This window comes from Pedobacter sp. (assembly GCF_965227205.1).
In the GTDB taxonomy this organism is placed as follows: domain Bacteria; phylum Bacteroidota; class Bacteroidia; order Sphingobacteriales; family Sphingobacteriaceae; genus Pedobacter.
Genome location: NZ_OZ245727.1, coordinates 1850959 through 1877621 on the forward strand (window position 1 = coordinate 1850959; position 26663 = coordinate 1877621).

Here is a 26663-nt window from a genome sequence, read left to right on the forward strand (position 1 = left end):
GCTTAAAATTTAAAATAAATGAATTGATTTCCATCTAGAATACCAAAAAATAAAATTAATATAATATAAAATGATACTGATATTTCGTAATAATATTTATGCAGTATACCTTTTTGAAAAAGAGTTTTTTCAGGGAAGAATTCATCCTTAAAATCTTTAAAAAATAATATAAGAAGGCAAATAAATCCGTTGGATAAAGTGTTAAAATCAAAGAATAGATTTCCCCAATCTGTAGCAATTTTACCTATAATCAATCCAGTACTATCTAAGCTTGTTGTTCTAAAAAGTATAAGGCCGAAAGCAACAAGTAAATATGTTCCTAACATTTTATACACGCTGGCAAATACTGGTAAGCCAAAATTATTTTTTTTGATTTTACTTTTTTTAAAGAATGCTCCAGAAAGCATTAATGGGATGTAGAGCAATCCATGATATAAGCCAAATAACGCAAATGTCCAAGCTGCACCATGCCATAAACCAATTAACACAAATGTTAATATTATAGCAAAAATAGATCCCCATCTTTCTATATTTCTAAAACGGATATTTAGTGGCATGAAGACGTAATCCGTTAACCAACCTGTTAAAGATATATGCCATTTTCGCCAATATTCTGCAATATTTTGTGAAAAAAATGGACGTTTAAAATTTTCAGTAACCTTTATTCCCAATATACAGGCTACACCAATTGCCATATGAGAGTAGCCAGCAAAATCGGCATACATTTGAATAGGATATAATAATGATGCAAAAGTAAGAGATGTACCATTATGATGAGCAGCATTATCAAAGATAGCATCAACGTAAATTGCCAATCTATCAGCAACACACATTTTCATAAACATACCCCAAAATATGCGCTTCAAGCCTTCAGATGCTAATTCATAATCTAAAATTCTTTTCTTCTGTAATTGGGCAAGAAAAGGTTTTGGCCTATCTATCGGGCCCGATAAAATTGTTGGAAAAAAGGAAATGTATGTAGCAAATTCTACAAAATCCTTAGTAGGTTCAATATGTCCTCTATTAATTTCAATTAAATAACTAATTAGTTTAAAAGTAAAAAAGCTAATTCCTATTGGTAATAAAATATTAAATGTATGTAGATTAGTTTTTAATCCTATTAAATTAAAAAAATCGCTAAATGAGGTTATAAAGAAATTTAAGTATTTGAAATACAACAGTAAGCAAATTCCCAATAGAACGCCTGATGTTGTTAAAATAGATGCTAACTTTTTATTCTTCTCGTTATTCTTGCCTATAGCTAAGCCGAAAAAATAAAATACTATTGTTGAAATAAATAGCAATGGTATCATTTTCCACTCAGCAAATCCGTAGAAGAAATAACTTGTAACGAGTAGCCATCCATTTTGTAATTTGTTTTTACTACTTAATAAAAAGTAATAAACGGTAAAAACAACAACAAAAAATATTAAGAAATTTATTGAATTTACAACCATTATAATTTTTTTTCAACTAATTCTATAAATCCAACTTCCTTTTTATAAAAATAACAAATTAGTCTATTGTTAAGCGCTAAAGCTTCAACTGGGCGAAAGAGTGGTATAAATCCTATTTCTGTCAATTCATCAAATGCTTTGTCGATATTATCAACTTCGTAGCATACATGGTAAGGACTTACTCCACTTTTTTTTAGAATCTTATTCACCGAAGAACTTTCATCAACTGGTTCTACCAGTTCTATTGTTGGAAAATAATCTTTTGTTAAAAAACAAATTTTTACCCTTTGTGTATGGTCGATAATAGTTTCAGAAGCATCATAGCCTCCTATTAGATATACTTCTTTTGTTGTAGTTATATCATCGGTTACATAACCAATATGATGAAATTTACTATTTTTTAACACCTTACTTACTTGTGATAGATTGAATCATTTCTTCGACGTTATTCCACGAAAGAATCTCTTTTGAAGTAAATTTGATATTGAACTGTTTTTCTATAGCGACAATTAATTGGATGTGAGATAATGAGTCCCAATCTTCCACATCGTCTGCGGTTGTTTGCGGAGTTAAAATAATATCTTCATTATCTAATACATCACGAAATATATCTTGTACTTTGCTTAAAACTTCTGATTGTTCCATTATTCTTTATTTTGCTGTTATATAATTTGTTTTTTCTTGATATTCATGAACATTAAGTTCATAAATCTTTTTCTCTGAATTTTGAATCTTAGTAAATCCTAATTTAGGATAATGCTCTTCTACCATTCCATTTTTGGGTGTTGGTATATATTCGCCTAGAATTTTATTGTATCCATTCTCTTTTGCATACTTAACCAAAGTACTAAGCGTAAAATCCTCCATTCCACGTTTCAGTACCCTACAACTCATAAACCAAGAATCTATAAAAAGTTCTTCCTGATTAATGGCATGTAGTATAATTACACAAATTAAACCGTTATCGCCAAATTTATCTGATAATGTATAAGCAAAATTAATATAGTTATTATTTGAAGACAGAGATTCGATCTCAGCTTCTGTATATCTTACGGTTCGTAAATTAAATTGATTACTACGTTGTGATAATTGTGCTACACGAAGTTTATTGAAGGAGTCAAATCCTTTAACTTCAGATAACATATCTAATGATTGTAAAAAATCGGCTTCGTTAGTAAAACTTTTGAAAAGTGATACTCTTTGATTTTCGATTTGATATTGTTTTGTACGTTCTGCATCAGCATTAGAGTATGATGCTGTTTCAAAAAGATTCAGAGAATATAAATATTCCAAATAATCGCCAGGATCTTCAGGAAGTTCTGGAACAGTAATATCAGGTACATTTTCTCTTACAATATTTCTTTCGAACGGATTATCATCCAAAAACACCATAGAATCAAACCCAATATTAAGAATGCTTTGGATTAATCGGATATTATCTGCTTTATTTTCCCAGTTTGCAACAAAAACAGCTACATCATCCATTTTTATAACCATTTCTGGATTTAACTCAAATGGAGCCTTTGCTTTATCTTCATCATTTTTACTGCAGATTGCTATAATAATACCTCTATTTTTCAATAGCTTAATCCAATGTTGAAATTCTGTAAACGCCTTCCCTATCCCTAAACCATGACCAATCTGTATATTTTCCCAGCCATCATCACCTACTATTCCACCCCATAAAGTATTATCTAAATCTAAAATTAAACACTTCTTAAATTTACCTTCAAGTGCAGAAATTATATCTACCGTTCTTGAAGCTACGTATGGCAAAGCATCAAGACTTAAAACCATTTCTGTACTTACATAAATACTAGAATCAAACATTACATCTCTTCCAAACTTGTTCTGCAAAGCAGCGATATCGCAGATGAAGAAGTTAGAGTTTTCTTGGGCAATGTTCATTAATTCATAATTTAGCTTACGTAACTGATAAGTAAATGATGACTGAACTTTATTTGAATAACTTCCAAAAACAGATTCATCGATTTCTGGATAATTATAATAAATAATTCGGCCACTAATTGAATTACTAGCAGCTCTAATAAAATCTAATCTCTCTTGAGCCAAATTTAGCTGCTCTTCTGGAGAAGATATGCTATATTTTTCCAAAAGCTTATGTGTAGATTGGAATATTAAAGTATAATCAGAATTAAATTGATGAAAATCTGACGTTGGATCAAGAATCTGGCGTTCTACTTGATTAAATTCGGATTCGAAAACATCAAAATTATAGTTTTTTTCAATTGCCATGCCTTTAATTGCAACAGATAAAAACTGAGTTGCAATATCGCCTAATAAGGCAACTTTTCGAACAGAAAATTTAGAGGCATCTTTTTTTAAATTCTTTTTAAGCTCTTTAAAGGATATCATTGTTTTAAAGGGGATGTAGCGCTAAGCCTATTGTATAAAGCCTATAACAAACTTAATAATTTTTAACGAAAATAGCTTTTTTTATATAATCTAATGATAAATATTCCTTCTAATAATGGAATTCGCCGTAAATAAGTAAATATCCCTAAGCTAAAATTATCATTCATGAAAATGAGTTAGTCAACGTGTAAATATTTATCTAATTCGTTTAATATTTTTTCATCTACCTTATCATCAAATTTTCGTGAAAAAAGTTTATCTGAATTCTTAATCATTGGTAAATCTTCTATTGTTAAAATCATAGGGTTAGCCAAACCATCTTGCCACTTTATCAGCCTTAAATTATTGTTAACCACGATAGAACGAAATGGTGAATTCATAATTATGGTGGCAATTAGAAATTCATCGGCGCCCCAAGTATATTTCATAAATTTATATAACTCTTTATTTTGCTCCATAAAATTAACAATATATGTAGCGCAATCTGAGGTAATTGTCCACCATGAAGAATCGCTACTTCCATATAACTCAATTGAAAGAGGGAAATTTCTTTTTGGTAAGAATTTATTGATAAAATTTTGGAGAAAATATCTGCCCTTAAAGTTCAAATCGGTTAGATGATATAGTTCTGATCTTTTGGAGGCATGATTCCACCATTTTTTTTCAGGGTCATCATCATAAGAAACAAAGCACTTATTCTTGTTCTGATTTAGGAAATTATGAATCTGATTAATTGGTTTTATCGGGTAATCTTGTGCGCTCATTAAATTAATAAAGTCAAATTTTAAATCAGAATCTAGAACCTCACTTAAAGAACTTAGAATCGCTTTAACAAAAGAAAAGCCTCCCCAATTACACAAAACCCTGTTATTAATAAAGTATGTTCGAGGTAAATTGACTAAATATTGAAAGTCAGCTTTCTCAATTTTTAAATCCAGATGAATAAAAAGATAAAAGTCTGGATGTTCCATCGACTTCAATAACCTTTCCAACTGCATTGGATTTTTGTATGCCATTATAATGTTTGCAACTTTCATAAATACCCGGGACTAGAGGATTAGAAATGGAAATTATTTTATGCCTTGTTATTGCCGCACCAATATAAAAATTATGTTACACAAACTGGTAAAATACTAATTTGGAGGATAAAGAGTATATGCAAACGGGTTTGGTACGGGGCTTTTATATGGACTATACAAACCTAAGTATTTAACGTTTTTAGATTCATCCATTTTATTTATAAAAAAATCAGTAGATAGAAGATAATATTTAATCAAATCTTTAAGGGTGTTTGAATTTTCCCAAGTTATACCTAAATAGTACATTGTTTTCCATCTTAATTTTGCCATTAAATCATTATTACCTTGAAAATAATCTTCCACATATGTTTCTACGCTATTTGTTTCTAATTTAAGATAACTAAGCTGTTTTTTGATGAGTAATGCTGCATATTTTTTAACTGACCCTGATACAAAATATATACCACTTGGAACTATTAAACTTCCAGTACTAACACCAGCTATAATCAAAAACTTTTTCCGATTCATATTAAAAAATTTTATCGGCTGCAAATAACGACATAGCAGATAAAGTTAGAGTTGGATTAGAAGCACTGTAAGTTGTAAATGCTCCAGCGCCAAGTACAAGTAAGTTACGATATTTATGATGAATCATATGTTTATCAACCACGCCTAAATTTGGGTCGTTACTCATTCTTGTACCACCAATAATATGTCCCTCATTTGGAAAAGGAGGTAAATATTCTAATTTTTCTACTGGCAAACAGGATAATATATCTGGTAATTTAACTTTCATATTTTCTACTGCTTTCAAAGTATATGGAGATCTTTCGACATGGTAAACATCTGGTACAAGCTCATTAGAAGTATTATTCACATAATTTTTATCTAAGGGAATATCTTCAAATAACAATCGAATACTTGCAATATTTAGATACTTACCTCTTTCCAAACGTATATAGTATGGCGCATTACTTACTTCCATTAAGCAAGCTGCATAGTCCTTTCTATGTGCACCATCATATAACATATATCCATTAGCATTTACCCACGTACTTCCACCAACATTACTTAATCCATCTAAATATATTAAAACTTGCATACCTAATTGTTCTCCTACTCCTTTACCGAGTAAGGAACTTTTATCGCCTGCATTTTTTAAAATATTTGTATTAAAAAAAGGATTAGCACCTAAAACAACAACTTCTCCTCCAACACTTTTTTTAATCCCATCTTTTAAAAAGAAAACTTTCTTTACTACATTATTAACAATATCTAAATTATAAACTTGCGCCCCGTAAACTAATTCTACTCTATCATCTTCATAAACAAAAAGATTAGAATTTTCTATTGTGAATTTTGCATTAACAGGACAAGTATCACAAGTACTTGAAGTCATACATCTATTTCTTCCAACTGTAGCTCTGCTTGCTCTAGCAGTTGGTTGGCTTATATAATTATTACCGTATGTATTGTGAAGTATTTTATCTACTTGGCTAAACTCATGAGCTGGTAAAGGATAATTACCATTTCTTGGGAATGGCGTTCCGTCTGGACCTGAAACATGCATTAATTCCTCTGCTTCATAATAATATTGATCTAAATCATCATAATCAATTGGCCAATCTTGCTCAATTCCATATAATGTCTTCATTTTGAAATCTGAAGGCATAAATCTTGGTGTACATCCCCACCAACAATTAGAACAACCTCCTAAACCTGTAGTAAAAGGCCATTTTTTATATTCACTAATGTTGTTTATTGCTTTCTCCCAAGGTTCTTCAAATTTTTGAAAATCACTTTTCTCACCTCTTTTAACTTTAAGTCTTTCATCATGTGGATAAAAATGTCCTCTCTCTAAAACCAAAATTCTTTTATCTTTTGGAGCTTTAGCAAGATATTTTTTCAAGAAAAAGCTTGAAGCAAAACCAGTACCCACAATAATTAAATCGTAATAATCTCTTTTCATTATATCAGTAGATTATTAATAATTATTTGCATTTTTTAAAAACCAATGCAACCATGGTATATCTACAAACATCAAAATACAAAGTAAAATTGTAAATAGCACTAGATATAACATGAACCACTTTCTAGTGTATAATTTCTCAGAACCTTGCACAGGTGAATCATTTAGTAAACCTATTTTAAGATACCAGGAGAAAAGCAATGCAAAAAATGGGAAACTTACCAAGAGTTCTATCCTATCTTTCACAAGAAATATTCCCATAAAAAAAGCACAAGTAATAGCATAAAAGAACATAGATACTAGTAAACTCTTTTCATTATAAAATTTGAAAGACTTACGGTATAATCCGGCAAGTTGAGGATTATCAATTAATCTAAACTCAGCAAAACGTTTTGTTGCCATTAAAAAAGCTCCTCCCATCCAATAAGCGATAATTATGCTTACTGGCGGAAATGTATTAATCCAATTTAAATCCCATTTACTATCTGGTACGCCCAAAGCCGGACTAAAAATGAACCAACCGGCAGCAAACCTTATTGGATTATTTACTGATTCACTTAAAACATCCAGAAATACGCGATCTTTACTACGAAAGGGTTTTACATTATATATAATTCCCATAAATAACAAAAGCGCTGCTACAGAAAGAAATTTTAAAGAAACTAGATATGCGAGTAAGAGACCGGATATTCCAAATAATGCATATTCAAAGTAAACAATAACTGGATTCATTATAGAAACTACTGATGAGCGCTTGCTCTTCAGAGGATGAAATTTATCAAATCCAGCATCTAGATACTCATTGATAACATAATTAGCTGATGCTACAAGACATATACTTAATATACCGATCGAAATCTTGAATATTAGTGTTTTATCAAACGTGGTATTAAAAATAGATAATGCAAAAAGCATCCCAGGAACCATAAATAAGTTTTTGGCCCAGTTATCAAACCTGGCGATGGCAATGTAGTGTTTTAATGATGCTGGACGCAATTCTGTCGGGGATGTATTATCTGACGAGAAGGGATCATCAGGTAATATAATTCTATCTATCATAATTTAAATCACTTAATTTCCATTAAGTATTTCTTTTGAGAGTTTGCTATAAAAATTATTTCTTGCTTTTTTTTTATTAATTAGTAAAAACGGTATGTCTGCATTTTTTGCGCATTCTCCATCTAATTCTTCTCTATCACCGATAAAAATACAATTATTCTTATCGTTTATATTAAATCTTTCAGCTATATAATTTAACGCCTTGGGCAATGGCTTCATACTATTAATAGTAGAATCTGTAGAACTCACTAAAAGCTGTGCCTCTATCCCCATACTAGCCATTTTTTCTTTTGAATCGTAATCAGAATATATTGCTAGTGCAATTTGATTTGCTTTAAGAACATTAAATATTTCTTTTACACCAGGGTACATACAGTTCTTTAAATATTTATTCGGAAATTGAAAAATCCATTTATCAATAACTGCCTTTACTTTCTCTACTGGTAGATTAACCTTACTGGCACACCACATGAATTGCTCATTATATAAATTCTCGCCAGTAAAACCCGCTTTTTTTTCACGCTCTTTTCTAAAATGATAAATAATTAAAAGTTCGTAGTATTTCCAGGGTCTTAAGAGATAGTAACCTACCAAAGCAACTATCATTTTATTTCTCAATTTAGATTGATCGTATAATGTTCCATCAACATCAAAAATAACCAACTTTATATTTTCAGGAACATGATTTATGCACATATCTACAGTAAAAATATAAAAAAATACGATATTGCGATTAGCAAAATTGAGTTAATGCAATCTTCCCGATATAAGAGTAAATATTTCAAATACAAATCACTTCGTTTTCTATTAATTCTGTTTGTAATTACTGGATTACTGCTCAGATTATATCATTTTTTCTTTAATAGATCGCTTTGGATGGACGAAATTTACTTATCATCAAGCATCATCGATTTTAATATAAATAAACTATTAACTCAACCATTATATTATCAGCAAAAGGCACCAGTAGGTTTTTTATTTATTGTAAAGATTGTGGTATATCTGTTTGGCAATAAGGAAATGTCATTAAGATTGATACCACTGATTATGGGTATCTTATCAATTTTTTTGTCTATTCCTGTTTCAAGATATTTTCTTAAAGGCTTGGCTAGTATTTTGGCAATAGGAATTATTTGCTTAGCTCCAGCTATAATATATCATAGCGTAGAAATAAAGCAGTATTCTACTGAAATGTGTGCAACATTATTATGTTTATACCTGTACATTCATTTCAAGAAAAGGCAAAAATTACTGCAATTACTAACTTGGGGAATAATCGGAGCCATAATAATTTGGTTCTCTTATTCTTCTATTTTTATTTTAGCTGGTATTGCTTTAGGTGTTTCTTTATATAGATTACTTAATAAGCAATGGAGCCTAGTTTTACTGGGCTTTATTCCATTTGCTATATGGTTTATAAGTTTTGTTATTAATTATTTGCTATTTACGCATAAACATGCCGAATCTGAATGGATTGCATATTGGTTTAGGGCATATAATAATTTTATGCCATTACCTCCAAAATCTATTACCGACTTAAAATGGTTCGCTGTAAACATTTATAGATTAATGGATTACCCTTTAGGTTTAACGTGGAATTCTTCAGAATTTAAACTGGATAATTTATTTGGTATTATTATAAAAGTACCATTTATACCCATCTTGCTGCTACTTGCTGGTATTTATTTTTTTCTAAAAGAAAGACAAGAAATATTTTACATAATAATCTCATCTCTAACATTAATATTCTTTGCTTCGGGGCTCGAATTATACCCGCTAACAGAAAGGTTTTGGATTTTTATTTCTCCGGTATTTATAATTTTAATAGCAAAAGGATTTCAGTTCTTTAGCCTTAAATTTCAATCATTAGTTTTATCAAGTGTTTTATTTCTTCTGCTAGTTGCCCCTCTATTGTGGCAAAGTTTTTTTTATTTAAAAAATCCAAATCAATTTTATTCGCATAAAAAATCTTTTCAAAGAGAAGTTTTGATGTTTGTTAATAAGAATTTTAGATCTGGAGATGCCGTATATATTTATTGGAATAATAAACCAGGGTATCAAATCTATAAAAAAATGTACGAACTCAAATACACCGCAGTTGTTGGTTCAGATACAAGAAATCACTCAGTAAATCTAGAACAGTATAATAAAAACCTTCAGCAAGATTTTAAAAAATTCTCGTCAAAAAAAAGAGTGTGGCTTATTTATAACACACAATTTTTAACAGATATTGGCGATCTTATTGACCAACCAACATGGTATTACAAATCAAATCCGTCGCTAAACCTAAAAAATCAGTTTTTAGAAAAATATTATGCTGATAAAAAAATTGAAACAAAGGATATTAGTGCACAATTATTTATAAAAAGGAAATAGAACTATAGATTACCAACAAAACAAAGAAGTAATGCAGATAGCTCACATAATAATGGCTCATAAAAATCCTAAACAAGTAGCCAAATTAATAAAAGCTCTTGAACACCAGAATTTTGATTATTATATTCATGTAGATAAAAAGACAGATATTCAAGAATTTATTGCTTCATTAAATGATTCGAAAAATTTAAAATTTGTTAAAAAGAGGATAAGATGTAACTGGGGTGGTTATAGTTTCTTAAAGGCTATTAATAATTCTTTAGCGGAGGTAATTCTTTCCGGTAAGCATTACGATTTTATTAATCTATTAAGTGGCCAAGATTATCCATTGATTAATTCAGGTCGACTTTATAATTTCTTTGAAAATTTAATTGGTAAAAATTTTATTTCATACGAAGAAAATAATAACTCTAGCTGGTGGGAGCAAGCTAGGCTGAGATATGAAAAATATCATTTAACAGATTTTGGTATAAGAGGCAAATATTTTTTTCAAGAACTATTAAATAAATTCACTCCAAATAGAAAATTCCCTTTAGAGGTTGAATTCTACGGCGGCCCAAATTCTAGCTGGTGGACAATTTCTGCAGAATGCGCTTTATATGTTCATGAAACCCTTAAAAATAACTTAAAATTAAATAATTTCTTAAAATATTCTTGGGGTACTGATGAATTTGCAATTGCTAGTTTAATAATGAGTTCGAGATTTAAAGATTATACAATTAATAATAACTTTAGGTACATAGATTGGTCTGAAGGAAATGCACATCCAAAGATTTTACGCATCGACGACTACGAAAAAATCATTTCATCAAATATGATATTCGCTCGTAAATTTGATATGGAGGTGGATATTGAAATTATCAACAAGATTGGCAATAAAAATAGTGCTGACAATAACTGATGTATTTAGAATATTCTTAGGGTCTATCAATCAGCTTAATTTGTGTTATATTGCAATATAATGAATATTATATGGGTATTTTAACAAATAATAAATTAATTGTATTATTTTAAATACAAAACACACCAAACAACGCTTACATTAACCGTAAACTGAACACAATCAGTGATTTATATAACAGAAATAAAAAGTCACAAAATTGTCACGAATCAACATTTAACAAAACAATTTTACATTCCTAAAAAGGATGAAAAGCAATTTAAAACAACAAAATCACTGCTTTTTATCAAAAAATATTTAAATAGAAATAACTTAAAATAATATTCATCACAATATTTAAAAGAATATCCGTTTTACAACCAACAAACAATTTATTAATTTATCTTTAAAAAAATTTAATGAGAAAAATTTCGAAAATGCATCTATTCCTCTCTTTTTTAATAATTCTAGTTGCAGCCTGTAAAAAAAACAATACCCCCCAACAAACTAATACCGAAACTTCGATCGTTGCTCCAGTTGTGCCAACAAATCCAACTCCTCCAGTAGCAGTTGTTCCTTCATATGAGGTTGGTACAGGTTCAGGTAATTTAGTTATAGATGGAAAATCTTTGGATTTATCTGCAATTAAGGTAATTAAAATAAAAGCCGGAACTTACAAAGGTATATCCATTAAAAACATTCAAGGAACCTCTGATAAACCAATTACAATAACTAATTCTGGATTAGTAGCTTCAACTGAAACTATGGTTATTGAAAATATCGCTTATTTAACAATTAGTGGTAATAACATTTCTGATTTAACTTATGGTTTTACTTTTGAAAATATTTCTTACAGAGCTATTGCAGTTAATGGTAAGATGTCTGGTCTTACAATTAGAAATATGAGTTTTAAAAACATTGGTAATAATACAATATCCGGTGAGCGAAATAACGGTAATGAATTTGCTTACCAAGGTACTGCAGCGACCAGAACTGATGCTCTTAAAGTGTTGTACTGTTTATTTGATAATAGTGGAGCCATAACTTTTGGAGGTAATCTTTATAATACCGGAGAAGATTCTGGCTTATTTAAGGATGTTGAAATTGGTAATAATATATTCCAAAATTCTCCTGGAGTTGGAAGTGTTTGTGTTTTCACAAATGTGCAAGATTATAATATCCACCACAATATTGTAAATAACATTAATCAAAATACAAATAACCACAATGGAGTTTTTTATATGCAAGGAAACGGCACTTTCCATGATAATAAACTAACGAATTATCAAGGCAATGCTATCAGAATGTGGGTTTACAGCAGAGGCTCATCTCCTGCAACTGTTGAAATTTACAACAACATTTGTTATAACACTAGAAAATACGGAGGTTTTGAATTACAGCAGTTTGATAGAAACATAATTTCTGGAAAAACTACATTCGTAAATGCGAAAGTTTACAACAATACCGTTGGCAAAATGAATACATCTAAAGATTGGGAAGGTCAAATACTTGACTTATATAATTTTGGTGGAACCTTAGATTATTATAATAATTTAGGATTTGAACTATACAAGGTTCAAGGTGCAATTACTGATATGATTAACTATAATGGAAATGCTGCTAAAAGTAATATTTCAAACAACAAATATTACGCACAACAATCTAGTGCTGTAGCAGATCTTTCTAAATTTAACTCATTATTTACTGGTATTGGTGCTCCAGCATTATAATCCTTTAGCAGCAACTTTAAAAAGGTCCGTAAATACAATTTACGGACCTTTTTTTATGTTATTTTACAGCTTTGTTAATGATTTAGTAAGTAATTCATTAATATTATATTTTCATTGAATTAAAAAATGTTTTCTATATTAGCGTTATTAATCCCTGATAACACTCTCTTACGATGAATTTTAAATTTCTGGATAATTTGAATTTAAAATCCTACCAAATTATACCATATTTACAATATTTTTTATCTGCGTTTGATATTTTTCATTCAATTTATTATTTTTTTCAAAATAGTTTATTTGTAGAAGCTCAAAACTCCAGTTCCAATAACATATTAGAAGTACGTTATTACAAATTTTCGCTAAATAAATTAGCTTTTTCATATTATAAGCTTATTTATTTTTTCAATGTTAATGGAAAACATTTCAGGTTCTTTGAGACGGGCTTTGGCAATAATACTATTTTTTACTCCCCTCTTATTGGTCAATCAAAGTATTACGCAATTGATCATAATTTAAAATAACGATTTTAAAGATTTGAAAAAATTTCAAAACAACAAATGAAAAAGAATTTTACAAACACACATTTATTAAATTTTGGTTTTGGTTTTCTATTTATCATTTATTTCATAATAAGAATTGTTATTATATTATGCAACAGTTCAGATATTGGAGGTATAGAACAGAATGTAATATATAGTGTTCAAACAATGCTTAATGGTAAAAGCCTCTATTCATCTCCCACAAATATTCCCTTCTCTATTACCCAGTACACTCCCATCTATTATTATATCTGCTACTTTACATCTAAAATAATTTTTCTAAGCCCGGATGATTACACTTCAATTTATATTATTGGTAGATCATGGAATCTTATATTTAATTTACTATCTGCTTATTTTATTTTCAAAATAGGTTATTCTATATTTGGCTTAACTAAAATAAAGAGTTATTATCTTTTCTTATTATCATTTATTTTAGCTTTCCCTCATACATTTGCTGTACGCTCCGATTCTCTATGTGATTTATTAGCGATTGTTTCAGTTTATTTTTTCTTATTATACTATACTCCCTTAAATGGCACTAAACATAAATTAAACAAAAACTTAATAGTTGCTATTTCTCTCACAGCCTTATCTGTTTTATCAAAACAAAGTGGAATTCAACTAATTATAATATTTATTGGATATAGTTTTTTAATTAAGGACTGGAAAACTTTTGGAAAGCTAATAATATATAGCGTAATTATTTACGGCTCATCAATATATTTATTTGAAATTATTTACCCATCATTTTTACAAAATGTAGTTGGTGGAATTGCAAATGGAATAGATATGACGAATTTTTATTATGTTTTAAATCACGTTGTATTAAAAATTAACTTTTGGCCACTTCTAATTCTATCAATTTTTTTGATAATAAAGCTAAATATGTGGTTTAAGGGTGCGATTAAAGAACAAATTTTGGCAATTTCAACAGCTGGCTTTTTTATTTTCGCAACTGTTACCGCATTAAAAATGGGGTCTGCAGTTCAATATTATGTACTATTCATTAATTTCTCATTGCTACTTATTTTTTATGCCATTCAAAAGGGTATCTCTTTTAAATCAGCATTAATGAATAAAGTTTATAGCATTAGTTTACCAATATTTTACTTCTACTTTTTATTAGTGATTTGTACATTTATAGTAAATGATATTAAGGTAATTTATAAGTCTAATTTCAAACTAAATGCAATATCGCAAAGAGCAGCAACCACCCAAGTTTCAGCTTTCATAAAAAAGGATGGGAACTTGGGTGGTAGTGATTATATTTTTACGAACCTTACAACAGATTCATCATTACCATCCAGACAATTTTTAAATAATATTTTTTTTAGAAACTGTCTAGTACCACAAATGGATATACTTGAATATTCAACGGGGCCATCGAAGGTTTTGGGTTATGAAAATTTTGAAGAAATGATAAGAACCGGTAAGGTGAAATATATTATTGAATCCAATCCAAAATCGAAGTTTATCTTATTGAAAAACTTGGAAAATATCAAAAAAGAAAAATTTAAACTAGTAAAGCAGTTTGATGGATATTTAATTTACGCGTTAATACCTAATTAAATTAAAATGATAGAAAATGTAGTTATTATAACACCATGTTTCAATGAAAATACTACTGTAATTTCATTTTTAAAAAGCGTAGAAAACGTTATAAAAAATTTGAGCCAAAATTTTGAGGTTGTAGTTGTTGATGATTGTTCTTCAGACCATACATTATCACTATTAAAAGAATTTAAATTTACAGCCAGCAATGCTAAGCTAACTATATTGGAATTGAAATTTAACGTTGGCCATCAAGCTGCTATTTATCAAGGCTTACTTTATTCTAGCGAATTAGATTCAGATAAATTCATTATTATGGATTCTGATGGTGAAGACGACCCTAAAGCTATTGAAGATTTAGTTAAATTTCAAGACTTTGATATTGTGAACGTAGCGAGAGGACGACGAAAAGAAAGCTTGTCATTCCAAACATCCTATTACATTTATAGATTTATCTTCAAAATTATTACTGGTAAAATATTAAACTTTGGTAATTTTTGTATGATTAAGAAGAAAGTTCTAAAAACATCTTGTTATACAGGATTTATACATTTTGCTGCTCACCTCTCTAAACAAAAAGTATCATCAACTAGTATTGTTTACAACCGATTAAAGAGAATTGATGGAAAATCAAAGATGAACATGACAAGCCTGGTTCACCATGCGTTTAAATCGTTTGTGGAATATGCAGAAGAACTATTAATGGTTTTTTTAAGAGTTTTTATGCTCATTATAGTTTCATTCTTTGGCTTTATCGGCATTGTATTATACAAGAAATTTTTTACTGAGGAAGCGATTCTGGGTTGGGCAAGTACCATGACGGTAAGCTTATTTACTACCGCATTAATATGTATTGGTTTCTTTGTTATCGGAATTTTATTACTAAATATGATTTCTCAGAAAAACCAAAGTAAACGCGAAATTTTTAATAAACTTTCAGAAAAGAATGATTAACCAAAAGTTATAAAATTATAAGAGAGAAAATCTCTCTTATAATTTTATAAATGCTTTTTTAATCTTGTTAAATATTTTTCTAACATATCGCTGATTTCCGCTAATAGGCTTAAAATTTTTCCATGGTGTTAAAGATAAGTATCTATAAAACTCATCTTTGTAAACCTGCTTTGAATTATAAGTTTTAAAAATTGGTTTTATATCAAGGAAGTGTACTAATGATGGATTCTCATTTTCATTAAAAGCAAACCAATTCCACTTAGGGTCTAATTGAAGCCATTTATTTGCCAAAACAACATTTAAGCCATATTGATCTGCTAATTGAACATATTTCTTATGTATACGCAGAGCATCTATTACTTGTTCTGAAATCCCTTCATTTCTCCATTTTATAGGATTTATTACTAATACACCTGAATTAAAATATTTTGTATCTGCAGTTAGGCCAAGTTCAGCGTAATTAGCAATTCCACCCCATTTGCAATCTACAGTTTTGCCAACATCTTGCGCCGCTGCAACAGTATATTCTCCTAGGTCAACATTCCAAAGTTTAGAAATGTCATCCTGTACTATAGTATCAACATCCAAATAAATAAGTCTTTCTACATCCTTATCTACAACATAAGGAGAAAAAACCCGCATATAAGCTGTTAACGGAAAAGCAGAATTATCAACCGGAATTGTAATGTGAGTAGGAACAATTTCTTTGCTCTTAAACCATTTCACTGTAATTCTTGAAGGATCGACTATGGACTCAAGTTTTTTTCTAAAGCTTTTAGAAATTCCATCGTCAATAATATGAAAATCTATATGCTCACTTGTTTTGTGATTTAAATCAATTGATTTAAGAAGTGCGACTATCAGAATGGCATAATGATTATCACTTGCAACTATTATCGAAATATTGTTATTAACTTTCACGATATACGAGGTTATGTATTCTATTTAAAAAACTTAAATTTTAATTTTTGTATTATATTATTGATTTTCTTAAAATATCTACTTGATGCTCCTATAGGCTTAAAATTTTCCCATTTAGTTTTATTTAAATAATAATAAAACTCATCCCTATAATTGTATGAATAGCTTTTGTATATAGGTTTTCTGTGAAAATAATGAATAAGTTTAGGATAAGGATCGTCATTTACTGAAAAACAATTCCATAATCTGTCGATTTCATACCAGTTTCCTATTAAAGCAATGTTTAATCCATATTGATCTCCTAAGGACGCGTACTTTTTATTATTATTTATTGCATTAATAGTTTTTATCGTAATATCTTGCTCCAACCATTTCTTTTTATTTATTAATTGCAGGCCAGCATTGAAATATCTTTGTTCAGGATCAAGACCTAATTCTTTGTAGTTTTCAATTCCATTTCCGATGGTTTTTGTTACTGGGCCTATGGTATCACTAGCTGCTCCAATAACAAATTCGCCGGTATCTACATTCCATAAATTTGAAATATCATCGAGAACAATCATATCTACATCCATAAATATTGCCTTTTCTACCGTTTCAGGAACAATATATGGAATTAATAATCTTACGTAGGTGTTTATTGGATAAGCATTATTTACAATTGGCAAACTGATATTTTTGGGAATAATTTCAGTCATTTTGAGCCAGATTAAATTCATCTTGTTCAAATTCAATGATTGCTCTAATTTGGTCTTATTCCTCTTTGATATTTTGTCATCAACTATATATATATCAATAATTGAATTCTCAATATGATTTAGTTCTATTGATTTCAATAATGCCGCTAGTAATATAACATAGTTATTATCACAAGCTAATACAACAGAAATATTATTATTTTTCATGGATTGTTTTACTACTATTTGAAAAAAGAGTACTATAAAATTGTCTGATAATTATAATAACCTCCCTAAATCCAACTCTATAAATATCTACAAAATTAAATCTATAATAATTATTAATTGGCTTATAAGTCATATAAATTGCAACTAATATAGGAGTTACAGAAGCAAAGGCTACTGAGTAAACTGAATGATAAATTCCTACAAATGCAAAAACTGCCGCTATATTTGTTAATGACATTATTATTATTTTATAAAAATTAATTTTTGGTTGATGTATTACATCCACTCCAATAGCAAAAAATCGGTCGGCTGGATATAATAAAGCTACAATCATAAAAATCCTGAAGAGGTTCGGAGCCTCGTTGGCAACATAACCTTTTCCACCTAATAAATTTATTATTGGCTCGGCAAATATTACCGAAATGATAACTACAGGTACTAAAACTATTGTAAGCATACCTACAAGTTTTTTCAATGTATAAATCATCTCTTTTTTTTCTCCATTATTATAATTAGCAGATAATAATGGCATTCCACTAGTTACAAAACTTAAGAGCGGAATTTCTACTATTTGAAGAAGTTTACCCCCTAGATTATACATAGCCAAGGCTGCAGGACCTATAAGGAAATTTATAATAAAGGTATTTGTTACGCCAAATAGGTTGGAACTAATATTTGTACCCATACTGTACTTTCCAAAATGAAAGAGTTCCCAAACAGTTTTAGCTTTTGCTTTAAAAACTGAAGAAATCATAGTCCATCTCAATAATAAAACTATAATTCCGGCAAATAAATTTGAGCCAATAAAGGTATACATTACAGTTATCAGATTTAATTTGCCCAAAAATGCAAATGTAAATACTAAAAGTGTGTAAGAACCTTGATTAAAAACCCTCAGCCACAATAACCTGTCGAACCGCTTACTTGCCTGAACTATGCAATCGGCCATAAAACATGGCAAGGTTATAATTGATATTATTGAAAAATATTTTAGAAAAAGTGCCAAACCTTGATCTGAAACATAGTTAGCAATAAAATAGGTTGGTATGTTGATTATGAAAAAAGCGCATGATACAATTAACGCTAAAAGCCAGGCAGAGCCCGCAACCTCTAAACCTCTTTCTTTGGTAGTTCCAGAGAAAAATTTAACTATAGTTATGGTTAAAAATCCAGCACGTAAATTATCTACCAAACCAACGATAGCTAAAAAAAAGATGTAAATACCAATATCTGTTACCGTTAAATTTCGATATAAAATTGAAAGCGTAATCATTCCAAATAATGCCATCATCCCATTTGCCATAAGCGACTGGAAATGCATATTTTTAAAAATGGTTAATACTTTTTTTAAAATTTTTATCATGTATATAACAAGTAAATATATTCTTATTTATAAATTTCCGTTCGCTATCTCCCTAGCTGCAAAATCGCAAGCTCTGGCGGTTAATGCCATATAAGTTAAAGATGGGTTTTGACATGCTGAAGAAGTCATACAACTTCCATCGGTAACAAATACATTTTTAACAGCATGAATTTGATTATGCGCATTAAGAACCGAAGTATTTGGGTCATTTCCCATTCTGGCAGTTCCCATTTCATGTATTGTAGAACCTCCTGGCTTATTGTAATTAAAGGGGCCGACATCACTAAAACCAGCACTTCTTAACATTTCAGCACAGGTTTCTTGTATATCTTTCATCATCTTTTCTTCATTCTCTTTGAATGAAAAATTTATTTTAACTAATGGAAGTCCCCATTGGTCTTTTTTATTTTCATCCAAAGAAATTTCGTTTTCGTAGTAAGGCAAACACTCGCCCCATCCTGCCATCCAAATGGTCCACGGACCTGGGGTAGTCAAAGTTTGCTTGAAGTTAACCCCAAACCCAGACTCTCCTTTTCTATCCTCCCACTCTTGTCGCTCACCATCACCCTGAATATTGTAACCACGTTTAAAATCTAAACCTTCAGCATTTTTTAGATTTCTATATCTTGGGATTAAGAATCCGCATGGTCTTCTGCCTTTGTAATATTTATCTTTAAATCCATTAAACACTCCATATGCACCTGCTGAAGAATGATGATCCATCAGATTGTGCCCTAATTGCCCACTATCATTACCTAAACCATTAGGAAATCTATTGGATTTGGAATTTAATAATATTGATGTCGTAGCAATTGTTGAGGCGTTTACGAATATGATTTTAGATGAGAAAGTAATTGTTTCATTGGTATTTGTGTCAATAACTTTAACTGCGGATGCTTTTTGAGTTTCTTCATTATATAGTATTTCGGCTACTATAGAAAAGGGTCTTAAGGTTAAATTTCCCGTTGCTTGTGCAGCTGGTATGGTAGAGCTGTTACTACTAAAATATCCCCCAAATGGGCAACCTCTGTCACATAGATTTCTATTTTGGCATGGCCCTCTGTTATCCCATCCTCTAGATAAATTCGCAACTCTTGCTATTGTTAAAACCCTATTATTATTTTTTTTAATAGATTGACCAAGGTGGTTTTCTACGCAATTTAAATCCATAGGCGGTAAAAATTTACCATCTGGTAAATGCGGTAGATTTTCAGTATTCCCACTTACACCTATAAAAGACTCCACATAATCATACCATTTAGATAAATCTTCATACCTAATTGGCCAATCTACACCAATTCCGTCCTTTTTATTTGCTTCGAAATCTAAATCACTAAGTCTGTAACATTGTCTACCCCAAGTGAGTGATTTGCCTCCAACCTGGTAACCTCTGAACCAATTAAAAGGTTTTTCTTGGATATAAGGATGTTGTTTATCACTAACAAAAAATTGCTTATTTGCAGGGTTATAAACATTACTATGAATAGGATCGTTCTCAATATCCTTCATGGTATTATTTAAACCATTTTTAAATTCCCAAGGTTTTAAATTTGCTGTTGGATAATCAACGATATGCTTTACATCTCTACCTCGCTCTAAAAGCAAAGTCTTAAGACCTTTTTTGCATAATTCCATTGCGGCCCAGCCACCGCTGATGCCTGAACCTATAACAATTGCATCGTAAGTATTTTGAGCTTTTACTGAACTTTGCATAACTATTTTGTTGCCCAAGATTTTTGATTTCGTTGTAAATTAGTACAAGCCTGATAAGTTCCAGGGATATAATCGTAGGCCAAACCTAGTGTTGCGCCAATTTCTGAAGAACAATATCCATCTACAGTAAGCTGCTTTAACTTAGAGAAAAATGTTTGCCCTAATAGCTTATTATTAATTTTATTAATTATTGGATATTTGAAACTATCCTTAGATTCAAATGATTTTAATATAGATATACGTTCAGTTGATGAACAATCAACAAATGATTTATTAAATTCTTCTACCGAATAATTATTTACATTGTGAAGCCCATTTAAAAATCTATTTTGTTCAACCTTGCCAGTACAATTAATTATAACATTAATAATATAATTTTGAACTCCCGCCTGCTTTGCACCGGGAGTATGAGTGGTAGGAATTATAGTTTCAGCTAACTCCGCAATTAACGATTTTTGAGATAAAAGTTCTGAAATATTAAAATCTCGATGAAGATTTATCCATTTATATAGCGAAACCGAGGAAGCACCTACAAAACCCAAAGCTAAAATACCTTTTACAGATGTTCGTCTATTCAAAATGAGGGAGAGTTTAAAAAGTAAAGATAATTATTAATATATAAACCTCAATCTTTTAACTGTATTATTTATTTTTATTCAAGGTTTAATTTTTTTGATATATATTTATAAAATATCCCCAATTACTCATCAATGAGACCGCTTTTTATACCTGATAGTATTAATAAATTTAATAAAAATTCTGAGGCCTTAAAACCCATTATATCACTTATTGTAGAGAATTTTAAGAATCTATACACTGAAAGTCCAGATATTTCTATAATAATTCCTGCATACAATGAGGAAGAAAATATTTTAAAAACACTTTATTCTTTATCTGTATCTACAACTAAATATAGTGTTGAAGTAATTGTTGTTAATAACAATTCGAAAGATAGAACTGAAGAATTAATTAGGGCCTGTGGTGTTATTTGCGTTAATGAAACAAGACAAGGCATTACTATTGCTAGAAATTCTGGCTTAGCAGTTGCAAGAGGAAAATTTATAATGAACGCTGATGCGGATACAATTTATCCTGAAGCTTGGATTGATAACATGATTAATCCATTAGCTGAAAGCAATGAAATTGCTTTAACTTATGGCCGATTTTCGTTTATCCCTGAAAAAACATCTCGAACTTTATATTACATATACGAATACCTATCTGACTTTAATCGGTTAATAAATAAAAAATATAAAGAAGAAGCATTAAACGTTTATGGTTTTAATTCTGCCTGCAGAAGAGATCAATGCTTAAGTGTTGATGGCTTTAACCATCCTAAGGGGACTAATGAGGACGGCTGGCTGGCAATGAAATTGAGAAAAGCTGGATTTGGCAAGTTGCATTGGGTTACACAAAAAAATAGTATTGTTTGGACTGGCGATAGACGAATTATTGTAGATGGAGGTATTTACAAATCAACTTATGATCGCTTTTTGAAATACTTTAATTTTAATCACGTTAAAAAAAATAAACTATAGAATTTCGCTATAAATCGTCTCAATTTTCTTTGTCATTGATGAAACATTAAATTTTTCTTTAACCGTTTTCTCAGCTTCACTCCCAAGCTGCTTTAGTAAAGGGAGGTCATTTTGAAGCCTAAAAATTGCAGAAGTAAGACTTTCTGCATCATTCGGAGTGATTAGTAGGCCATTTTCATTATCTATAATTAAATCAGTTATACCATCAATTTTTGATGCAATAATTGCTTTACGCATAGACATGGCTTCTAATAAAGCAATTGGAAGACCTTCCCACAAGGACGGTAAACAGAAAATATCAATTGCATTCAAAATATCAGGAATATCATTTCTAAAATCAACAAAAACAATATATTTTTCTACATTAAGCTGCTGGGCTAAAGAAATCATTTCATTTTTTAAATCACCATCGCCAACAATTAAGAATTTTATATTTTCTTTATCATTAATTGCTGCAATTGCTTTTATAAAAATTAGTGGCGATTTTTGGTGAGTTATTCGAGCGATATAACCAACCAATAAAATATTATTATCGATACCAAATTCTCCTCTTACATCTTTGTAACTTAGATTAGGATCAAACCTTACTCTATTAATTCCATTTGAAATTACAGTAGCATTTTTCATTTTGAACTTCCCTTGGCCTTCGGCTAGGTTACTTTGTGAAACACAAATAGTTTTAGTTGCCACATTTACCAGAAATTTTTCACTCTGTGTTCTGATAAATTTTACAAGACTGCTTTGGTCAGGATGGAAGGACCAACCATGAACTGTATATATTAGTGGAAGTTTTAATTGTTTTGATGCAAAAAAAGTGTTTGAATTTGCCCTTGTACCATGGGCATGAATTAAATCTATTTTTTGCTGGAAGATTAGTTCTTTAACTTGGTTCCAAACCATAAAATTAAATGGCTTTTCGGTTTCAATAACAAATGTAGTAAATCCATCAGCTCTTAATTTATCAACCATTGGTCCATTAGTAAACGATAGAATTATCGAATCATATTTCTCCTTATCGAGCGTATTTACCAAATCAAGAACATGAGTTTCGCCACCACCAACTTTCCCTTGCCTAATTGCATGTAAAATTCTCTTTTTTTGATAAGCCATTTTAATTTTATTTCTGATTCTGATTAATCTCGTCTAAACTGCTATCGTAATAATGAACAGTTGCCGTAGAAATTTCATTTGCTCTTTTTGCCTTGAATAAAGATAAAACCTGCAAAAACATGAATAACGGAACTTTAAATAGAGCCGTGTAAATTATTTTTGGTGCTTTGAAATAATTTAATGCTATGAAGAATATTAAAAAGAAACTTACTATAGAAAACAGCCAAAAAAACAGCATGTTTGGTAGATAAATAATATCGAAGATTATACTTAACAAAGATAATCCTGCAATAATAAAGAGAGGCGGTCGAGAAAATACCAAACCACACAAAAATTGATTTTTGTTTAATCGAGCTATTCCTTTAAAAATAAGTTCAACTCCTTTTCCTGCATGTTTGAACCATGTATTAATCCAACGGGCACGCTGCTTAACTAATTGTTGAGATTTTGAAGTTTTCTCATCATAAACAATTGCCTTTTCTGCAAATGCAATTCTCTTGCCCTTGTTTAGAATTTCCATTTGCAAAACTTTATCAAATCCTGCTCCTTCTATAACTAATTTATCTAAGCAATCGATATAAAATGAAGTTTTGAAAGCCATTCCTGAGCCTGCTAAAGAAGCCGAAGAGCCACAATCAAATAATAACTTTCTATCTATAAAACGATAATATATATCGCCTGCCTCATCTAAACAAGCATATGATGTATTTAGATTTTTAGCCTTCCTAACGCCTTGCACAGCGAGATAATCGGCATCAAAAAAAATGTTCAGCTCATTTAAGTATTCAGCATCAACAAGGTTATCACTATCAATAATTGTTAACAAATCATGATTTCTTACAAATCTATTTATTGCATAAAAATGCGATTTTGTATTTCCTGCAAGGGTTTCTTCAGGTCTTAATAAAATTACTTTATCGCTATTAAAATTTAATCCAGAAATATCACATTTATCAGCAACTATATATACTATAAAGTTGCTATAATTTAAATTCAGAATAGATTTTACAACACCGGGTAATAAAGTAGTTTGCTCAAATGCGGTTACAATTATTGCGTAATCATAATTGGTAGTTACCTTATTTGTATTGTGTGATTTACTGTTAAAAAAGTGAAATAAATATAAAATAACAGGCAAAAACAAATTGAAGCCAATAATTATTTGTATGATTATTAGAATAGTGATTAAAACCTGCATTAGAATTTTTTATCAGTTTCAACTTTACTTATTGCATCATATATCTCTTTCACACTATTTTCCCAAGTGTGCCCTAACGCAAATGTTCTTCGCTGTTCTTGTAATTCTTGAGAATCTTCTGAGAGTGCTTTTTCAATATACTTCACATAATCTTCTTTGGTTTTTGCGAGATAAACAAATTCAGAAAATGATTCCATTGCTTTTGTTTCTGTTGCTACAACTGGCTTTCCTACAGCAAGATACTCATCAATTTTACGAGGATAATTACCAATTGTAACCAAATTTACCAATTGAGGATTAATACATACATCAAAAGCATTAATATAATCAGGCAAAGTATCTATAGGCTTCATTCCCGAAAAAATAACATTTTTATAAGTATGTAGTTCGCTCTTTTTAAATAAATCATCTTCAGGTCCTACTAAAACAATAGTCCACTCTGGTTTTGATTTTGCTATGTGTAATATAATTTCAACATCTAGTCTGATACTTTGTAATGCACCTACATAACCAATTAGAGGTCTTTTAGTATTAACCAATTCAGGTATTTCTTTTTTAACATCTTGCTGATAAAAAATATCTAAATCGCACCCTTGCCCCACATAGTAAGCATTGGGATTATATTGTCTGCAATAATCTGCTAAAAAAGTAGAATTGGCTACACATAAGTCATTTTTAGCAATCAATAATGGCTCTAACTTTTCACCATGCTTTTTCCAATAATCAACTGCAATCATATAGTCTCTTGAATAATAAATACTCAAGCTTGGCTTTAAAAAATCAGTTAAATAAAATCCTTTAAAAATTTCGTTATCATTAAAAAGTATAAAGTTTTTAAACCCCAGAGCATCAATCGCTTTACTTATTGATTTTGATAGTTTTTTATTATTTAATCTATTGATAACATTAAATACTTTTGTGTTACCAATCCAATTGATAGATTCAACCATACAGTCAGGATATAAATTCCACAAATTTTCTTGAATAGGAACTAAGCCATCTGATTTACCTTTAATGATATCTATTCGCTTTTTTGTCTTCGCATCATTTTTACTTCGATAGAGTGTAATTCTATCTAGCGGAGAGTTAACATACAGAACTCTGTTATGCTTACTAAATTCTAGAGCAATGTTTTTACAATTGCTTCCAATCTCTGTATCCCACGGTTGTTGCCCTACAACAATAATATCTCTACCGTTAAAAGTTTGATTCATGAAATTAAATTCTTTTGAGGTAAAGACTTGAATAACAGTTAATGTATCGGTAAGCAGTTCTTAAATGTGTTATAAAAAAATTATCACTATTACGCCACATATTTCGGTGCATTGTGCTTGGCTCTGTAGACGAGTTTACCTGTTCCAGCACTGATTTATGTTCATCAAAGAAAAAGGCTTTTCCACCATTCTTGATAAATGACATCATCATCGTAAATTCAGTTTTATCGCCTGAAGTTCCCTCTAAATATCGACCAAATTTTTGCTCAAAAGTATTCCTTTTTAAATGAGGATGATCGCTGTAGAAAGCAAACTTATTTAACCCAGGATAATACCATTTAAAGAGCATTTCGGAGAAGCCATTTTTAACAGGTTTTAAATATGGATACTTTTCGTAGGCATAAAACCTAACCATATCAAATTCTTCATTCTCTTTTAATAAAGAATAACCGTTTCGCAGGTTTGTAGAAAAATTATTCAGAGGGATAAAATCTTCTTGAATATATAAAGTAAACGGTGTACTAATCGCATTCTGACCTTTGTTTAAGTTATTTCCTAAACCTTTATTAGTGGGACCTGAAACTAAGGTAAAATTATAATTTGCTTGTAGAGTTTTTATATAATCAAGATGTTCTTTTGTGCTACTATCATCAGAAACAACAATATCTTTAAAAGTGCAATTTGCCTTTTTGAGCTCGGATAATAACCGCTCTAAAGATTTACTTCTATTATAATGAGTAATCATCAAAGTAACATCTTCAAAGTATTCAACCTTTGTTGTCATATTT

At 30.0% G+C, this 26663-nt stretch carries 24 protein-coding genes; 6 read left to right on the forward strand and 18 right to left on the reverse strand.

Annotated features, from left to right (window positions below; genetic code table 11):
* Window positions 1-2: 2 nt before the first annotated feature.
* The 9 genes from ACO05K_RS07960 to ACO05K_RS08000 all read right to left on the reverse strand — a co-directional run bounded on the left by ACO05K_RS07960 (window position 3) and on the right by ACO05K_RS08000 (window position 8576).
* On the reverse strand, window positions 3-1457 hold the full coding sequence (locus ACO05K_RS07960; RefSeq protein WP_421943913.1) for an MBOAT family O-acyltransferase: 1455 nt from the start codon (window positions 1455-1457) through the stop codon (window positions 3-5).
* Window positions 1457-1864 (reverse strand): VOC family protein, encoded by a 408-nt coding sequence (locus ACO05K_RS07965; protein ID WP_421943914.1) that lies wholly within the window; start codon window positions 1862-1864, stop codon window positions 1457-1459. Before ACO05K_RS07965 ends, ACO05K_RS07960 begins: the two co-directional genes overlap by 1 nt.
* A 1-nt stretch (window position 1865) precedes the next feature.
* Window positions 1866-2102, reverse strand: a complete 237-nt coding sequence (locus ACO05K_RS07970; RefSeq protein WP_421943915.1) for an acyl carrier protein — start codon at window positions 2100-2102, stop codon at window positions 1866-1868.
* Between the two features lie 6 nt (window positions 2103-2108).
* Window positions 2109-3833 carry an HAD-IIIC family phosphatase gene (locus ACO05K_RS07975; RefSeq protein WP_421943916.1) on the reverse strand — a complete coding sequence of 575 codons (1725 nt, stop codon included), beginning with the start codon at window positions 3831-3833 and terminating at the stop codon, window positions 2109-2111.
* Between the two features lie 176 nt (window positions 3834-4009).
* On the reverse strand, window positions 4010-4849 hold the full coding sequence (locus ACO05K_RS07980; RefSeq protein WP_421943917.1) for a beta-1,6-N-acetylglucosaminyltransferase: 840 nt from the start codon (window positions 4847-4849) through the stop codon (window positions 4010-4012).
* 117 nt (window positions 4850-4966) lie between these two features.
* Window positions 4967-5380: a hypothetical protein gene (locus ACO05K_RS07985; RefSeq protein WP_421943918.1), complete on the reverse strand. Its 414-nt coding sequence runs from the start codon at window positions 5378-5380 to the stop codon at window positions 4967-4969.
* 1 nt (window position 5381) lies between these two features.
* A complete protein-coding gene (locus tag ACO05K_RS07990) occupies window positions 5382-6821 on the reverse strand; it encodes a GMC oxidoreductase (protein WP_421943919.1) in 1440 nt (479 codons plus the stop codon).
* 15 nt (window positions 6822-6836) lie between these two features.
* Complete coding sequence (locus ACO05K_RS07995) at window positions 6837-7880, reverse strand: UbiA family prenyltransferase (protein ID WP_421943920.1); 1044 nt, start codon at window positions 7878-7880, stop codon at window positions 6837-6839.
* 12 nt (window positions 7881-7892) lie between these two features.
* Window positions 7893-8576 carry an HAD family hydrolase gene (locus tag ACO05K_RS08000; RefSeq protein WP_421943921.1) on the reverse strand — a complete coding sequence of 228 codons (684 nt, stop codon included), beginning with the start codon at window positions 8574-8576 and terminating at the stop codon, window positions 7893-7895.
* Window positions 8577-8756: 180 nt separating this feature from the next.
* Between ACO05K_RS08000 and ACO05K_RS08005 the strand changes: the two genes are divergently transcribed.
* The 5 genes from ACO05K_RS08005 (at window position 8757) to ACO05K_RS08025 (ending at window position 15913) form a co-directional block, all read left to right on the forward strand.
* Window positions 8757-10256: a hypothetical protein gene (locus tag ACO05K_RS08005; protein WP_421943922.1), complete on the forward strand. Its 1500-nt coding sequence runs from the start codon at window positions 8757-8759 to the stop codon at window positions 10254-10256.
* A 31-nt stretch (window positions 10257-10287) separates the two neighbouring features.
* Window positions 10288-11157 (forward strand): beta-1,6-N-acetylglucosaminyltransferase, encoded by an 870-nt coding sequence (locus ACO05K_RS08010; RefSeq protein WP_421943923.1) that lies wholly within the window; start codon window positions 10288-10290, stop codon window positions 11155-11157.
* 398 nt (window positions 11158-11555) lie between these two features.
* Window positions 11556-12866: a hypothetical protein gene (locus ACO05K_RS08015; RefSeq protein WP_421943924.1), complete on the forward strand. Its 1311-nt coding sequence runs from the start codon at window positions 11556-11558 to the stop codon at window positions 12864-12866.
* Between the two features lie 557 nt (window positions 12867-13423).
* Window positions 13424-14977 carry a hypothetical protein gene (locus ACO05K_RS08020; protein ID WP_421943925.1) on the forward strand — a complete coding sequence of 518 codons (1554 nt, stop codon included), beginning with the start codon at window positions 13424-13426 and terminating at the stop codon, window positions 14975-14977.
* A gap of 6 nt (window positions 14978-14983) precedes the next feature.
* Window positions 14984-15913 carry a glycosyltransferase gene (locus ACO05K_RS08025; RefSeq protein ID WP_421943926.1) on the forward strand — a complete coding sequence of 310 codons (930 nt, stop codon included), beginning with the start codon at window positions 14984-14986 and terminating at the stop codon, window positions 15911-15913.
* A gap of 36 nt (window positions 15914-15949) precedes the next feature.
* Here the strand turns inward: ACO05K_RS08025 and ACO05K_RS08030 are convergent, their stop codons facing one another.
* Genes ACO05K_RS08030 through ACO05K_RS08050 form a run of 5 tightly spaced genes read right to left on the reverse strand, consistent with a single transcriptional unit; the run spans window position 15950 to window position 21393 of the window.
* On the reverse strand, window positions 15950-16834 hold the full coding sequence (locus ACO05K_RS08030; protein ID WP_421943927.1) for a glycosyltransferase family 8 protein: 885 nt from the start codon (window positions 16832-16834) through the stop codon (window positions 15950-15952).
* A 20-nt stretch (window positions 16835-16854) separates the two neighbouring features.
* Entirely contained in the window at window positions 16855-17739 is an 885-nt protein-coding gene (locus ACO05K_RS08035; RefSeq protein WP_421943928.1) for a glycosyltransferase family 8 protein, read from the reverse strand.
* Window positions 17729-19102 (reverse strand): lipopolysaccharide biosynthesis protein, encoded by a 1374-nt coding sequence (locus ACO05K_RS08040; RefSeq protein WP_421943929.1) that lies wholly within the window; start codon window positions 19100-19102, stop codon window positions 17729-17731. Before ACO05K_RS08040 ends, ACO05K_RS08035 begins: the two co-directional genes overlap by 11 nt.
* A gap of 27 nt (window positions 19103-19129) precedes the next feature.
* A complete protein-coding gene (locus tag ACO05K_RS08045) occupies window positions 19130-20815 on the reverse strand; it encodes a GMC oxidoreductase (RefSeq protein ID WP_421943930.1) in 1686 nt (561 codons plus the stop codon).
* A gap of 2 nt (window positions 20816-20817) precedes the next feature.
* Window positions 20818-21393 carry a gluconate 2-dehydrogenase subunit 3 family protein gene (locus ACO05K_RS08050; RefSeq protein WP_421943931.1) on the reverse strand — a complete coding sequence of 192 codons (576 nt, stop codon included), beginning with the start codon at window positions 21391-21393 and terminating at the stop codon, window positions 20818-20820.
* Window positions 21394-21525: 132 nt separating this feature from the next.
* Between ACO05K_RS08050 and ACO05K_RS08055 the strand changes: the two genes are divergently transcribed.
* Window positions 21526-22353 (forward strand): glycosyltransferase family 2 protein, encoded by an 828-nt coding sequence (locus ACO05K_RS08055; RefSeq protein ID WP_421943932.1) that lies wholly within the window; start codon window positions 21526-21528, stop codon window positions 22351-22353.
* Here the strand turns inward: ACO05K_RS08055 and ACO05K_RS08060 are convergent.
* The 4 genes from ACO05K_RS08060 to ACO05K_RS08075 are packed head-to-tail and all read right to left on the reverse strand — an operon-like array spanning window position 22348 to window position 26659.
* The gene (locus tag ACO05K_RS08060) at window positions 22348-23463 is read right to left on the reverse strand and encodes a glycosyltransferase family 4 protein (RefSeq protein WP_421943933.1); all 1116 of its coding nucleotides are present in this window, start codon (window positions 23461-23463) and stop codon (window positions 22348-22350) included. The genes ACO05K_RS08055 and ACO05K_RS08060 overlap by 6 nt on opposite strands.
* Before the next feature lie 7 nt (window positions 23464-23470).
* Window positions 23471-24661 (reverse strand): glycosyltransferase, encoded by a 1191-nt coding sequence (locus ACO05K_RS08065; protein WP_421943934.1) that lies wholly within the window; start codon window positions 24659-24661, stop codon window positions 23471-23473.
* The gene (locus tag ACO05K_RS08070; RefSeq protein WP_421943935.1) at window positions 24661-25875 is read right to left on the reverse strand and encodes a glycosyltransferase; all 1215 of its coding nucleotides are present in this window, start codon (window positions 25873-25875) and stop codon (window positions 24661-24663) included. The genes ACO05K_RS08065 and ACO05K_RS08070 overlap by 1 nt, the downstream gene beginning before the upstream one ends.
* 4 nt (window positions 25876-25879) lie before the next feature.
* Window positions 25880-26659, reverse strand: coding sequence for a glycosyltransferase family A protein (locus ACO05K_RS08075; protein ID WP_421943936.1), 780 nt, complete (start codon window positions 26657-26659; stop codon window positions 25880-25882).
* Window positions 26660-26663: the final 4 nt, after the last annotated feature.

Excerpts from the sequence above, each read along its gene's own strand:
- ACO05K_RS07960 (WP_421943913.1), bottom strand. The coding sequence starts at position 1,457 with ATGGTTGTAAATTCAATAAATTTCTTAATATTTTTTGTTGTTGTTTTT.
- ACO05K_RS07970 (WP_421943915.1), bottom strand. The coding sequence starts at position 2,102 with ATGGAACAATCAGAAGTTTTAAGCAAAGTACAAGATATATTTCGTGAT.
- ACO05K_RS07975 (WP_421943916.1), bottom strand. The coding sequence starts at position 3,833 with ATGATATCCTTTAAAGAGCTTAAAAAGAATTTAAAAAAAGATGCCTCT.
- ACO05K_RS07980 (WP_421943917.1), bottom strand. The coding sequence starts at position 4,849 with ATGGCATACAAAAATCCAATGCAGTTGGAAAGGTTATTGAAGTCGATG.
- ACO05K_RS07985 (WP_421943918.1), bottom strand. The coding sequence starts at position 5,380 with ATGAATCGGAAAAAGTTTTTGATTATAGCTGGTGTTAGTACTGGAAGT.
- ACO05K_RS07990 (WP_421943919.1), bottom strand. The coding sequence starts at position 6,821 with ATGAAAAGAGATTATTACGATTTAATTATTGTGGGTACTGGTTTTGCT.
- ACO05K_RS07995 (WP_421943920.1), bottom strand. The coding sequence starts at position 7,880 with ATGATAGATAGAATTATATTACCTGATGATCCCTTCTCGTCAGATAAT.
- ACO05K_RS08000 (WP_421943921.1), bottom strand. The coding sequence starts at position 8,576 with ATGTGCATAAATCATGTTCCTGAAAATATAAAGTTGGTTATTTTTGAT.
- ACO05K_RS08005 (WP_421943922.1), top strand. The coding sequence starts at position 8,757 with ATGGACGAAATTTACTTATCATCAAGCATCATCGATTTTAATATAAAT.
- ACO05K_RS08010 (WP_421943923.1), top strand. The coding sequence starts at position 10,288 with ATGCAGATAGCTCACATAATAATGGCTCATAAAAATCCTAAACAAGTA.
- ACO05K_RS08015 (WP_421943924.1), top strand. The coding sequence starts at position 11,556 with ATGAGAAAAATTTCGAAAATGCATCTATTCCTCTCTTTTTTAATAATT.
- ACO05K_RS08020 (WP_421943925.1), top strand. The coding sequence starts at position 13,424 with ATGAAAAAGAATTTTACAAACACACATTTATTAAATTTTGGTTTTGGT.
- ACO05K_RS08025 (WP_421943926.1), top strand. The coding sequence starts at position 14,984 with ATGATAGAAAATGTAGTTATTATAACACCATGTTTCAATGAAAATACT.
- ACO05K_RS08035 (WP_421943928.1), bottom strand. The coding sequence starts at position 17,739 with ATGAAAAATAATAATATTTCTGTTGTATTAGCTTGTGATAATAACTAT.
- ACO05K_RS08040 (WP_421943929.1), bottom strand. The coding sequence starts at position 19,102 with ATGATAAAAATTTTAAAAAAAGTATTAACCATTTTTAAAAATATGCAT.
- ACO05K_RS08045 (WP_421943930.1), bottom strand. The coding sequence starts at position 20,815 with ATGCAAAGTTCAGTAAAAGCTCAAAATACTTACGATGCAATTGTTATA.
- ACO05K_RS08055 (WP_421943932.1), top strand. The coding sequence starts at position 21,526 with ATGAGACCGCTTTTTATACCTGATAGTATTAATAAATTTAATAAAAAT.
- ACO05K_RS08060 (WP_421943933.1), bottom strand. The coding sequence starts at position 23,463 with ATGGCTTATCAAAAAAAGAGAATTTTACATGCAATTAGGCAAGGGAAA.
- ACO05K_RS08065 (WP_421943934.1), bottom strand. The coding sequence starts at position 24,661 with ATGCAGGTTTTAATCACTATTCTAATAATCATACAAATAATTATTGGC.
- ACO05K_RS08070 (WP_421943935.1), bottom strand. The coding sequence starts at position 25,875 with ATGAATCAAACTTTTAACGGTAGAGATATTATTGTTGTAGGGCAACAA.
- ACO05K_RS08075 (WP_421943936.1), bottom strand. The coding sequence starts at position 26,659 with ATGACAACAAAGGTTGAATACTTTGAAGATGTTACTTTGATGATTACT.